The organism is Streptomyces albipurpureus (assembly GCF_023701525.1).
GTDB lineage: Bacteria > Actinomycetota > Actinomycetes > Streptomycetales > Streptomycetaceae > Streptomyces > Streptomyces albipurpureus.
The window spans coordinates 90,620-103,168 of the sequence record NZ_JAMQAW010000075.1 but is presented as its reverse complement, the minus strand read 5'-3'; the positions used below and the strand labels follow the sequence as shown (position 1 = coordinate 103,168).

Genomic DNA, 12,549 nt, shown 5'->3' with positions numbered 1-12,549 from the left:
CGTCTCAGGGCGTATCCGCGCACTGCGGATACGCCCTGAGACGTGACGTTTCTCCACTAGGGCCCTGACTCCTTGGGTGGAGCCTGGAGCCCAGGGGAGCCGACTCAGCTGTCCTCGTGACTGACCGCACGGCGTGCGTCTGCGTCCAACACGCCCCAGCTGATCAACTGCTCCGTCAGGACCGAGGGGGACTGGTCGTAGATGACGGCCAGCGTCCGCAGGTCGTCCTGGCGGATGGAGAGGACCTTGCCGTTGTAGTCCCCTCGCTGGGACTGGATCGTGGCCGCGTACCGCTGGAGCGGACCCGCCTTCTCCTGCGGCACATGGGCGAGCCGCTCCAGGTCCAGCACGAGCTTCGGCGGCGGCTCGGCCGCCCCGCCAGGCGTGGTCCCGGGAAGCAGCTCCTGCACCGGGACGCCGTAGAAGTCAGCCAGCTCGGCCAGACGCTGTACGGTCACGGCACGGTCGCCGCGCTCGTACGAACCGACGACCACGGCCTTCCAGCGGCCCTGGGACTTCTCTTCCACACCGTGGAGGGACAGCCCCTGCTGGGTGCGGATGGCACGGAGCTTGGCCCCGAGCTGCTTTGCGTATTCGCTGGACATATAGCTCCCCGGACGAAGTCTGGTAACTCACTGTGAGGTTACGCAGCGTTACTTGGATGCGTCAAGCCGAATGGTCTGGAGCGGTCTGTTGTCATGATCGGGACCGTCCTGGTCCCAGGGTCCCCTATCCAGGCTTCCGCCGCGCCTCCGGGGCTGCCTTCCGGGGGTGAGAGGGGGCCTGGCGGGACGGCGGGGCGACCCTGATACGGTGGGTAACGCAATTTTCGACGTCCTTTAAGGTCCGTCCCGTGAGGCGGAGAAGGAGGTCCGTTTCGTATGGACACGCACAGCTCCGATGCGGCACGCCCCGTGCTTGAGGCGCCCGACATCGCACGGGTACTGACCCGTATCGCCCATGAGATCGTCGAACGCGCCAAGGGCGCCGACGATGTCGTGCTGCTCGGCATCCCCACCCGTGGTGTCTTCCTCGCCCGCAGACTGGCCGACAAGCTCCAGGAGATCACCGGTCGCTCGATCCCGGTCGGCTCCCTCGACATCACCATGTACCGCGACGACCTACGGCTGCGTCCGGCCCGCGCGCTCGCCCGCACCGAGATCCCCGCGGAAGGCGTCGACGGCCGGCTGGTGGTACTCGTCGACGACGTGCTGTTCTCCGGCCGCACCATCCGCGCCGCTCTCGACGCGCTCGGCGACATCGGCCGGCCGCGCGCCGTACAGCTCGCCGTCCTCGTCGACCGAGGCCACCGCGAGCTACCGATTCGCGCCGACTACGTGGGCAAGAACATCCCCACCTCGCTGCGCGAGACCGTCAAGGTCCAACTCGCCGAGGAGGACGGTCGCGACACCGTGCTGCTCGGCGTGCGTGAGACCGCCCCGGTCACCGGACCGTAGCCCGTCCCAGACCCCCACGCGGCCCGTCGACCGGCGGGTTCCGCGCGCCCGCATGTCCAGCAGCGCCCCAGGGCCTGCGGGGACGCGACACCAGCGGGTGACCCCCGTGAGCCCCCGCCCCCGACGCCGACACACCGGAGCACAGATGAAGCATCACCTCGTCTCCGCCGCCGATCTCACCCGCGATGACGCCGTCCTCGTCCTCGACACCGCCGAGGAGATGGCCCGGGTCGCCGACCGGCCGATCAAGAAGCTACCGACCCTCCGCGGCCGTACCGTCGTCAATCTCTTCTTCGAGGACTCGACCCGAACCCGGATCTCCTTCGAAGCCGCCGCCAAGCGGCTCTCCGCCGACGTCATCAACTTCTCCGCCAAGGGCTCGTCCGTCTCCAAGGGCGAATCCCTCAAGGACACCGCGCTGACCTTGGAAGCGATGGGCGCGGACGCCGTCGTCATCCGCCACCCCGCCTCCGGCGCCCCCTACCGGCTGGCCAACTCCGGTTGGATCGACGGCGCCGTCGTGAACGCGGGCGACGGCACCCACGAGCACCCCACTCAGGCCCTGCTGGACGCCTTCACCATGCGCCGGCGCCTCGTCGGCCGTGATACCGGACTCGGCCAGGACCTCGCCGGCCGCCGCATCACCATCGTCGGGGACGTGCTGCACAGCCGGGTCGCCCGCTCCAATGTGCTGCTGCTGCACACCCTGGGCGCCGAGGTCACCCTGGTCGCTCCGCCGACCCTGGTGCCCGTGGGCGTCGAGAGCTGGCCCTGCGAGGTCAGCTACGACCTCGACCGGGTGCTGCCCAAGTCCGATGGCGTGATGATGCTGAGGGTGCAGCGCGAGCGGATGAACGCCGCCTTCTTCCCCACCGAGCGCGAGTACTCGCGCCGCTACGGCCTCAACGGCGAGCGCATGGCCCGGATGCCCGAGCACGCCATCGTGATGCACCCCGGCCCGATGAACCGCGGTATGGAGATCACCGCCGATGTCGCCGACTCCGACCGCTGCACGGCGGTCGAGCAGGTCGCCAACGGTGTCTCCATCCGGATGGCCGTCCTTTATCTGCTGCTCGGCGGCGCTGAACCAGCCGTCACCCACTCGCGTATCGAGGAGACCAAGTAAAGATGAGCAAGATCCTTATTCGCGGTGCGAAGGTGCTCGGCGGCGAGCCGCAGGACGTACTGATCGACGGTGGGACCATCGCCGAGGTGGCGAGCTCCATCGAGGCCGGCGACGCGACCGTCATCGAAGCCGACGGCCAGATCCTGCTGCCCGGGCTGGTCGATCTGCACACCCATCTGCGCGAGCCCGGCCGCGAGGACTCCGAGACCGTCCTCACCGGCACCCGGGCGGCGGCCATCGGCGGCTTCACCGCCGTCCACGCCATGGCCAACACCTTCCCCGTCGCCGACACCGCCGGGGTGGTCGAGCAGGTCTACCGGCTCGGCAAGGAGTCCGGCTACTGCGACGTCCAGCCGGTCGGCGCGGTCACCGTGGGCCTGGAGGGCAAGCAGCTCGCCGAACTCGGGGCGATGCACGACTCCGCCGCCGGAGTGAAGGTCTTCTCCGACGACGGCAAGTGCGTCGACGACGCCGTGATCATGCGACGGGCGCTGGAGTACGTGAAGGCGTTCGACGGCGTGATCGCCCAGCACGCCCAAGAGCCCCGGCTCACCGAGGGCGCCCAGATGAACGAGGGCGTCGTCTCCGCCGAGCTCGGCCTGGGCGGCTGGCCCGCCGTCGCCGAGGAATCGATCATCGCCCGCGATGTGCTCCTCGCCGCCCACGTCGGCTCGCGCGTCCACATCTGCCACCTCTCCACCGCCGGCTCGGTCGAGATCGTCCGCTGGGCCAAGTCCAAGGGCTGGGACGTCACCGCCGAGGTCACCCCCCACCACCTGCTGCTCACCGATGAACTCGTGCGCAGCTACAACCCCGTCTACAAGGTGAACCCGCCGCTGCGCACCGAGACCGATGTGCTCGCCCTGCGCGAGGCGCTCGCCGACGGCACCATCGACTGCGTCGCCACCGACCACGCCCCCCACCCCCACGAGGACAAGGACTGCGAGTGGGCCGCCGCGGCCATGGGCATGGTGGGCCTGGAGACCGCGCTCTCGGTGGTCCAGGAGACGATGGTGGAGACCGGACTGCTCGACTGGGCGGCCGTCGCGGACCGGATGTCCTTCCGCCCCGCGGTGATCGGCCGCCTCGATGGCCACGGCCGGCCCATCTCGGCTGGTGAGCCCGCGAACCTGACCCTCGTCGATCCGGCTTACCGTGGGACGGTGGACCCCGCGGGCTTCGCATCCCGCAGCCGCAACACCCCCTACCAGGGCCGTGAGCTGCCGGGACGCGTCACCCACACCTTCCTGCGGGGCCGGGCAACGGTCGTCGACGGGAAACTCGCGTGACATCTCTCACCACCATCGCAGCCGGAATCGGCATCGCCGCGGAAAAGAAGTCCGCGGAGGTCACCGACTGGACGGCCCGCCTGGGCTGGGTCGTCGGGCTGCTCCTCTTCATCGCCCTGGTCTACTGGCTGATGCGGCAGGGCTGGAAGTGGCGCGGCAGCCTGCAATCCGGCCTGCCGCAGCTGCCCGCGGCCCCCGCGGAGCCGGGCGGGACCCGCCTCGCGCTGACCGGCCGCTACCACGGCTCCACCACCGCGGGACAGTGGCTCGATCGGATCGTCGCCCATGGACTGGGCGTCCGCAGCCGGGTCGAGCTGACCCTCACCGACGCCGGTCTGAGTGTCGTACGCACCGGGGCCACCGACTTCTTCGTCCCCCAGCAGGCCCTGCGCGAGGTCCGGCTCGACAAGGGCATCGCCGGCAAGGTCCTGGCCGATGGCGGGCTGCTCGTCATCACCTGGGAACACGGCGACACCCTGATCGACTCCGGCTTCCGCTCCGACCGGGCGGCCGAACACAACGAGTGGGTCACCACCCTGAACCACCTGATCAACACGACGGAAGGCGCACGATGACCACCTCCACCCGGAGAGCCGCCCAAGCTCCCGCCGTACTCGTCTTGGAGGACGGCCGCACCTTTCGCGGCCGTGCCTACGGCGCCGTGGGGGAGACCTTCGGCGAGGCGGTCTTCAACACCGGAATGACCGGCTACCAGGAGACGCTGACCGACCCCTCGTACCACCGCCAGGTCGTCGTGATGACCGCGCCGCACGTCGGCAACACCGGGATCAACGACGAGGACGACGAGTCGAAGCGCATCTGGGTCGCCGGATACGTCGTACGCGACCCCGCCCGCGTCCCGTCCAGCTGGCGATCCCGCCGCACCCTCGACGACGAACTCACCACCCAGGGCATCGTCGGCATCAGCGGCATCGACACCCGGGCCCTCACCCGCCATCTGCGCGAGCGCGGTGCGATGCGCGTCGGCATCTTCTCCGGCGACCGCATCGCCGATGAGCCGACCCTGCTCGCCCGGGTCCAGGACGCGCCCCAGATGACCGGTGCCAACCTCTCCGCCGAGGTCGCCACCGCCGAGACCTATGTCGTCCCCGCGATCGGCACCAAGCGCTTCACCGTCGCCGCGCTCGACCTCGGCATCAAGGGCATGACCCCGCACCGGATGGCCGAGCGCGGCATCGAGGTGCACGTACTGCCCGCGACCGCCACCGCCGATGAGGTGTACGCCATCGAGCCCGACGGAGTCTTCCTCTCCAACGGCCCCGGCGACCCCGCCACCGCCGACCTCACCGTCATCAAGGCCGTCCTCGCGCGCAAGACCCCCCTCTTCGGCATCTGCTTCGGCAACCAGCTCCTCGGCCGGGCGCTCGGATTCGGCACCTACAAGCTGAAGTACGGACACCGCGGGATCAACCAGCCCGTCCAGGACCGCTCCACCGGCAAGGTCGAGGTCACCGCCCACAACCACGGATTCGCCGTCGACGCCCCGCTCGACGAGGTCTCCGACACTCCCTTCGGCCGCGCCGAGGTCTCCCACGTATGCCTCAATGACAACGTGGTGGAGGGCCTCCAGCTGCTCGACCAGCCGGCCTTCAGCGTCCAGTACCACCCCGAAGCAGCCGCTGGCCCGCACGACGCCGCGTACCTGTTCGACCGCTTCGTATCCCTGATGGAGGGCCAGCGTGCCTAAGCGCACCGACATCCAGTCCGTCCTGGTCATCGGCTCTGGCCCGATCGTCATCGGGCAGGCCGCCGAGTTCGACTACTCCGGCACCCAGGCCTGCCGGGTCCTGAAGTCCGAGGGCATCCGGGTCATCCTGGTCAACTCCAACCCGGCCACGATCATGACCGACCCGGAGATCGCCGACGCCACCTATGTCGAGCCGATCACCCCCGAGTTCGTTGAGAAGATCATCGCCAAGGAGCGCCCCGACGCACTCCTGCCCACCCTCGGCGGCCAGACCGCGCTCAACACCGCCATCTCCATGCATGAGCAGGGCGTACTGGAGAAGTACGGCGTCGAGCTGATCGGCGCCAATGTCGAGGCCATCAACAAGGGCGAGGACCGCGACCTCTTCAAGGGAGTCGTCGACGCGGTACGGCAGAAGATCGGCCACGGCGAGTCCGCCCGCTCGGTCATCTGCCACTCCATGGACGACGTGATCAAGGGCGTCGACACCCTCGGCGGCTACCCCGTCGTCGTCCGCCCCTCCTTCACCATGGGCGGCGCCGGCTCCGGCTTCGCCCACGACGAGGACGAACTGCGCCGGATCGCCGGCCAGGGCCTCACCCTCTCCCCGACCACCGAGGTGCTCCTGGAGGAGTCCATCCTCGGCTGGAAGGAGTACGAGCTGGAGCTGATGCGCGACAAGCACGACAACGTCGTGGTCGTCTGCTCCATCGAGAACTTCGACCCCATGGGCGTCCACACCGGTGACTCCATCACCGTCGCGCCCGCGATGACCCTGACCGACCGCGAGTACCAGCGGCTCCGCGACATCGGTATCGCCATCATCCGCGAGGTCGGCGTGGACACCGGCGGCTGCAACATCCAGTTCGCCATCGACCCCGTCGACGGCCGGATCATCGTCATCGAGATGAACCCCCGGGTCTCCCGGTCCTCCGCGCTCGCCTCCAAGGCCACCGGCTTCCCGATCGCCAAGATCGCCGCCAGGCTCGCCGTCGGCTACACGCTGGACGAGATCCCCAACGACATCACCGAGAAGACCCCGGCCTCCTTCGAGCCCACCCTCGACTACGTCGTCGTCAAGGCCCCCCGCTTCGCCTTCGAGAAGTTCCCCTCCGCCGACTCCACCCTCACCACCACCATGAAGTCGGTCGGCGAGGCCATGGCCATCGGCCGCAACTTCACCGAGGCCCTCCAGAAGGCCCTGCGCTCCCTGGAGAAGAAGGGCAGCCAGTTCGACTTCACCGGAGAGCCGGGCGACAAGGACGAACTGCTACGCGAGTCCGCCCGCCCCACCGACGGCCGGATCAACACCGTGATGCGGGCCATCCGCGCCGGCGCCACCCCCGAAGAGGTCTTCGACGCCACGAAGATCGACCCCTGGTTCGTCGACCAGCTGTTCCTGATCAAGGAGTACGCCGACGAGCTGGCCGCCGTCGAGAAGCTGGAGCCCCGACTCCTCGCCGAGGCCAAGCGCCACGGCTTCTCCGACGTACAGATCGCGGACATCCGCGGACTGCGTGAGGACGTCGTCCGCGAGGTCCGCCACGCCCTCGGTATCCGCCCGGTCTACAAGACGGTCGACACCTGCGCCGCCGAGTTCGCCGCGAAGACCCCGTACTTCTACTCCTCCTACGACGAGGAGAGCGAGGTCGCACCCCGGGAGAAGCCCGCGGTCATCATCCTCGGCTCGGGCCCCAACCGCATCGGACAGGGCATCGAGTTCGACTACTCCTGCGTCCACGCCTCCTTCGCACTCAGCGACGCGGGCTATGAGACCGTGATGGTCAACTGCAACCCCGAGACCGTCTCCACCGACTACGACACCTCCGATCGGCTCTACTTCGAGCCGCTCACCCTGGAGGACGTCCTGGAGATCGTGCACGCCGAGTCCCTCGCCGGACCCATCGCGGGCGTCATCGTCCAGCTCGGCGGCCAGACCCCGCTCGGTCTCGCCCAGGCACTCAAGGACAACGGAGTACCGGTCGTCGGCACCCCACCGGAGGCCATCCACGCCGCCGAGGACCGCGGGGCCTTCGGCCGCGTCCTCAAGGAGGCCGGCCTGCCCGCCCCCAAGCACGGCACCGCCACCACCTTCGACGAGGCCAAGGCCATCGCCGACGAGATCGGCTACCCCGTCCTCGTACGCCCCTCCTACGTCCTGGGCGGACGCGGCATGGAGATCGTGTACGAGGAGGCCCGGCTGGAGTCCTACATCGCCGAGTCCACCGAGATCAGCCCCACCCGGCCGGTCCTGGTCGACCGCTTCCTCGACGACGCCATCGAGATCGACGTGGACGCGCTCTACGACGGCGAGGACCTCTACCTCGGCGGTGTGATGGAACACATCGAGGAAGCCGGCATCCACTCCGGTGACTCGGCCTGCGCACTGCCCCCGATCACCCTCGGCGGCTACGACATCAAGCGCCTGCGCGCCTCCACCGAGGCCATCGCCCGCGGGGTCGGCGTCCGCGGACTGATCAACATCCAGTTCGCCATGGCCGGGGACATCCTCTACGTCCTCGAAGCCAACCCCCGGGCCTCCCGTACCGTCCCCTTCACCTCGAAGGCGACCGCGGTACCGCTGGCCAAGGCCGCCGCCCGCATCTCGCTCGGCGCGACCATCGCCGAACTGCGCACCGAGGGCCTCCTCCCGGCCGAGGGCGACGGCGGCACCCTGCCGATGGACGCTCCCATCTCGGTCAAGGAAGCCGTGATGCCGTGGTCGCGCTTCCGCGACATCCACGGCCGGGGCGTGGACACCATCCTCGGCCCGGAGATGCGCTCCACCGGCGAGGTCATGGGCATCGACACCGTCTTCGGTACCGCCTACGCCAAATCGCAGGCCGGGGCGTACGGCCCGCTGCCCACCAAGGGCCGGGCGTTCATCTCCGTCGCCAACCGCGACAAGCGATCGATGATCTTCCCGGCGCGCGAACTGGTCGCCCACGGCTTCGAGCTGCTGGCCACCTCCGGTACCGCCGAGGTCCTCAAGCGCAACGGGATCAACGCCACCGTCGTGCGCAAGCAGAGCGAGGGCGAGGGCCCGAACGGCGAGCGGACCATCGTCCAGCTGATCCACGACGGCGAGGTGGACCTCATCGTCAACACCCCCTACGGAACCGGCGGCCGGCTCGACGGTTATGACATCCGTACGGCCGCGGTGGCGCGTTCGGTCCCCTGCCTCACCACGGTCCAGGCGCTTGCCGCCGCCGTCCAGGGCATCGACGCGCTGGGCCGCGGCGAGGTGGGCGTCCGCTCCCTCCAGGAGCACGCACAGCATCTGACCGCCGCCCGAGCCTAGTCACGAGAGCGGGGGACACCGGACCACGGTGTCCCCCTTCTCATGAGGCCTCCGATGAGGACATCTCCTATGTACAAGCTGTTCTTCCACCTCGTCTTCCAGCGGATGGACCCCGAGGCGGCCCACCACCAGGCCGTTCGCTGGATCCGACTGGCCGCGTCCGTCCCGGTCCTGCGCACCTACATCGCCGCGGTGCTCGCACCGCGCTACAAGGAGCTGCGGACCGAGGCGCTGGGCTTGCGGATGCACGGCCCCTTCGGACTCGCGGCCGGCTTCGACAAGAACGCCGTCGCCATCGACGGTCTGGCCATGCTCGGCTTCGACCATGTCGAGATCGGCACGGTCACCGGACTCGCCCAGCCGGGCAACCCCAAGAAGCGACTCTTCCGGCTGGTTGTCGACCGTGCGCTCATCAACCGCATGGGCTTCAACAACGAGGGTTCGGCCGCCGTCGCCCAGCGGCTCGCGGAGCGTCGTCCGGTCCTGAAGACCACCGTCGGAGTCAACATCGGCAAGACCAAGGTGGTCCCCGAGACCGAAGCGGTCGACGACTACGTCACCTCCACCGAGCGGCTCGCCCGACACGCCGACTACCTCGTGGTGAATGTCTCATCGCCCAACACCCCAGGACTGCGCGACCTCCAGGCGACCGAGTCGCTCCGGCCGCTGCTCACGGCCGTCCGTGCGGCCGCCGACCGTACGGTCACCGATCGACGCGTACCGCTTCTGGTCAAGATCGCACCCGATCTCGCCGACGACGACATCGACGCCGTAGCCGATCTCGCGATCGAGCTCGGCCTCGACGGGATCATCGCCACCAACACCACCATCTCCCGCGAGGGGCTGCGCTCCGATGCCGCCGTGACCGCGGAGACCGGTGGGCTCTCGGGGGCACCCCTCAAGGAACGCTCCCTGGACGTCCTGCGACGGCTGTACGCCCGAGTGGGCGACCGCGTCACCCTGGTCGGCGTCGGAGGCATCGAGAACGCCGAGGACGCCTGGCAGCGCATCCTCGCCGGAGCGACCCTGGTCCAGGGATACAGCGCCTTCGTCTACCAGGGCCCCTTCTGGAGCCGCTCCATCCACAAGGGCCTCGCCGCCCGGCTGGCCGCCAGCCCCCATGCCACCCTCGCCGACGCGATCGGCGCTGACACCCGTGAGACCGCCAGGAAGCAGGCCGCCGCATGACCCCCTTCGGTACCCGGCTGCGGGCCGCGATGGAGACCCGCGGCCCGCTCTGTGTGGGCATCGACCCGCATGGCTCCCTCCTGAAGGACTGGGGCCTCAACGACGATGTCGCGGGCCTGGAGCGCTTCACCCGCACCACGGTGGAGGCGCTCGCGGACCGGGTCGCCGTTCTCAAGCCGCAGTCCGCCTTCTTCGAGCGCTTCGGCTCCCGCGGTATCGCCGTGCTGGAGAAGGCGGTCGTGGAGGCCAGGGCGGCGGGCGCGCTGGTGCTGATGGACGCCAAGCGCGGCGACATCGGCTCCACGATGGCGGCGTACGCGGCGACCTTCCTGGATCCGGACTCCCCGCTGTTCTCGGACGCGCTGACGCTCTCCCCGTATCTGGGCTTCGGCTCACTCCGGCCCGCGCTGGACGCGGCGGCCGCCGCGGGCGCGGGGGTCTTCGTACTCGCCCTCACCTCCAACCCGGAGGGGGCGGAGGTGCAGCGCTCCACCGTGGCGGACGGACGTTCCCTCGCCCAGGTGATGCTGGACCACATGGCCGACGAGAACGCCGGTGCCCAGCCGCTGGGCTCGGTCGGCGCGGTCGTCGGCGCCACCCTGTCCGACGCCGGGGTGAACCTCTCGATCAACGGCCCCCTGCTGGCTCCCGGCATCGGCGCACAGGGCGCGACCCCCGCCGATCTGCCGCGGGTCTTCGGGGACGCCGTGGGCGATGTCCTACCGAGCGTGAGCCGGGGAGTACTTCGGTACGGACCCGACATTGCGGGCCTGCGGTCGGCGGCGCGGCGTTTCGTCGACGAAACCAGGGTGGCGGTCGGGGCCTGAAGCCCTCTTCGTACATGTTTGCGCACCGCGGGTAGGCGCTCACCTGGATCTCCAGGGGAAACACCCGAGGCTCGCTTGACGGAATCTTGGCGCAAATCCTGCTCGTTATGTCGGAAATGTCCTGGTCGGTCGATGCTGACCAGGACTTTTCGCTTGTTCTCGCTGACTAGAGCGGTGTTGGCCGCTAGTCTCCGTCGAAGAGCGAACGAGCACTCTGTTGCTCGTTCCTCGCCTGGTGTGGGGCCACAAGGCTCCGCGCTGGTCCGTATCCGACAGTTCGACATCCGAGGTGACGTAGGCGTGGCTCTTCCGCCCCTTACCCCTGAACAGCGCGCAGCCGCGCTCGAAAAGGCCGCCGCGGCTCGCCGGGAGCGGGCCGAGGTCAAGAATCGACTCAAGCACTCCGGTGCCTCGCTCCAAGACGTCATCAAGCAGGGTCAGGAGAACGACGTCATCGGCAAGATGAAGGTCTCCGCCCTTCTTGAGTCCCTGCCGGGCGTGGGCAAGGTCCGCGCCAAGCAGATCATGGAGCGGCTTGGCATCTCCGAAAGCCGCCGGGTTCGCGGTCTTGGCTCCAACCAGATCGCCTCCTTGGAGCGCGAGTTCGGCGCCAAGCCCGCCTGACGTTCCCGGGCACCCCTGGGAACCTGGATAATCGCTGCATGGCAGCAGAGGTACGTCCGCGGCTGACCGTGCTCTCCGGCCCCTCCGGGGTCGGTAAGAGCACGGTCGTCGCGCATATGCGCAAGGTTCATCCCGAGGTCTGGCTCTCGGTGTCGGCCACCACCAGAAGGCCGCGCCCGGGCGAGCGCCACGGCGTGCAGTATTTCTTCGTCACCGACGATGAGTTCGACAAGCTGATCGCCAATGGCGAACTGCTGGAGTGGGCCGAGTTCGCCGGTAACCGCTATGGCACACCCCGCCAGGCTGTTCTCCAGCGGTTGGAGTCGGGCGAGCCCGTACTGCTGGAGATCGATCTCCAGGGCGCCCGACAGGTGAAGGAATCCATGCCGGACTCGCAGCTGGTGTTCCTGGCTCCACCGAGCTGGGAGGAGCTGGTTCGCCGGCTCACCGGCCGAGGCACCGAATCGGCCGAGGTGATCGACCGTCGACTGGCCGCCGCTCGTATCGAACTGGCCGCCGAATCGGAGTTTGACACCACCCTCGTCAATACCTCCGTCGAGGACGTAGCCCGTGAGCTGCTAGCCTTGCTCATGGTGTCCGCTGGAGAGTGACCTTCGGCTATCTGGAATCCCCCGACCGGGGTGAGTTCTTCCAGTTACGGCGAGTCCTTCAGCTACGGGGAGTGATTCCCGAGCACACCACCCGGTTTTCTCCCACTTCGGAAGGTAGAGCGTGTCCTCTTCCATCACTGCGCCCGAGGGCATCATCAACCCGCCGATCGACGAGCTGCTTGAGGCCACGGACTCGAAGTACAGTCTCGTGATCTACGCGGCGAAGCGTGCGCGTCAGATCAATGCGTACTACTCCCAGCTGGGCGAGGGCCTGCTGGAGTACGTCGGTCCGCTCGTCGACACCCATGTCCACGAGAAGCCCCTCTCGATCGCCCTGCGTGAGATCAACGCGGGCCTGCTGACCTCCGAGGCCATTGACGGCCCGGCCACCTGAGGCCGTATCGGAACAGCGTCACAG

General features: G+C 68.8%; 12 protein-coding genes. 11 read left to right on the top strand and 1 reads right to left on the bottom strand.

Features of this window, described 5'->3' with window-relative positions; genetic code table 11:
• Positions 1–104: 104 nt before the first annotated feature.
• Positions 105–605 (bottom strand): transcriptional regulator BldD, encoded by a 501-nt coding sequence (gene bldD, locus NBG84_RS35400; RefSeq protein ID WP_250923799.1) that lies wholly within the window; start codon positions 603–605, stop codon positions 105–107.
• Between the two features lie 276 nt (positions 606–881).
• Here bldD and pyrR point away from each other — a divergent pair, with 276 nt between their 5' ends.
• From pyrR to rpoZ, 11 genes are all read left to right on the top strand, one after another.
• The gene (gene pyrR, locus NBG84_RS35395) at positions 882–1,457 is read left to right on the top strand and encodes a bifunctional pyr operon transcriptional regulator/uracil phosphoribosyltransferase PyrR (protein WP_250923798.1); all 576 of its coding nucleotides are present in this window, start codon (positions 882–884) and stop codon (positions 1,455–1,457) included.
• A 145-nt stretch (positions 1,458–1,602) separates the two neighbouring features.
• Positions 1,603–2,583, top strand: coding sequence for an aspartate carbamoyltransferase catalytic subunit (locus NBG84_RS35390; protein ID WP_250923797.1), 981 nt, complete (start codon positions 1,603–1,605; stop codon positions 2,581–2,583).
• A 2-nt stretch (positions 2,584–2,585) separates the two neighbouring features.
• Positions 2,586–3,872, top strand: a complete 1,287-nt coding sequence (locus tag NBG84_RS35385; protein ID WP_250923796.1) for a dihydroorotase — start codon at positions 2,586–2,588, stop codon at positions 3,870–3,872.
• Positions 3,869–4,447: a PH-like domain-containing protein gene (locus NBG84_RS35380; RefSeq protein ID WP_250923795.1), complete on the top strand. Its 579-nt coding sequence runs from the start codon at positions 3,869–3,871 to the stop codon at positions 4,445–4,447. The genes NBG84_RS35385 and NBG84_RS35380 overlap by 4 nt, the downstream gene beginning before the upstream one ends.
• Entirely contained in the window at positions 4,444–5,580 is a 1,137-nt protein-coding gene (gene carA, locus NBG84_RS35375) for a glutamine-hydrolyzing carbamoyl-phosphate synthase small subunit (RefSeq protein WP_250923794.1), read from the top strand. The genes NBG84_RS35380 and carA overlap by 4 nt, the downstream gene beginning before the upstream one ends.
• Positions 5,573–8,881 carry a carbamoyl-phosphate synthase large subunit gene (gene carB / locus NBG84_RS35370; protein WP_250923793.1) on the top strand — a complete coding sequence of 1,103 codons (3,309 nt, stop codon included), beginning with the start codon at positions 5,573–5,575 and terminating at the stop codon, positions 8,879–8,881. The genes carA and carB overlap by 8 nt, the downstream gene beginning before the upstream one ends.
• A 69-nt stretch (positions 8,882–8,950) precedes the next feature.
• Positions 8,951–10,069, top strand: a complete 1,119-nt coding sequence (locus tag NBG84_RS35365; RefSeq protein WP_250923792.1) for a quinone-dependent dihydroorotate dehydrogenase — start codon at positions 8,951–8,953, stop codon at positions 10,067–10,069.
• Entirely contained in the window at positions 10,066–10,896 is an 831-nt protein-coding gene (gene pyrF / locus NBG84_RS35360) for an orotidine-5'-phosphate decarboxylase (protein ID WP_250923791.1), read from the top strand. The genes NBG84_RS35365 and pyrF overlap by 4 nt, the downstream gene beginning before the upstream one ends.
• Positions 10,897–11,196: 300 nt before the next feature.
• Positions 11,197–11,520 (top strand): integration host factor, encoded by a 324-nt coding sequence (locus tag NBG84_RS35355; protein WP_250923790.1) that lies wholly within the window; start codon positions 11,197–11,199, stop codon positions 11,518–11,520.
• 38 nt (positions 11,521–11,558) lie between these two features.
• Positions 11,559–12,131 (top strand): guanylate kinase, encoded by a 573-nt coding sequence (gmk, locus tag NBG84_RS35350; protein ID WP_250923789.1) that lies wholly within the window; start codon positions 11,559–11,561, stop codon positions 12,129–12,131.
• Positions 12,132–12,252: 121 nt separating this feature from the next.
• Entirely contained in the window at positions 12,253–12,525 is a 273-nt protein-coding gene (gene rpoZ, locus NBG84_RS35345; RefSeq protein ID WP_250923788.1) for a DNA-directed RNA polymerase subunit omega, read from the top strand.
• Positions 12,526–12,549 lie beyond the last annotated feature (24 nt).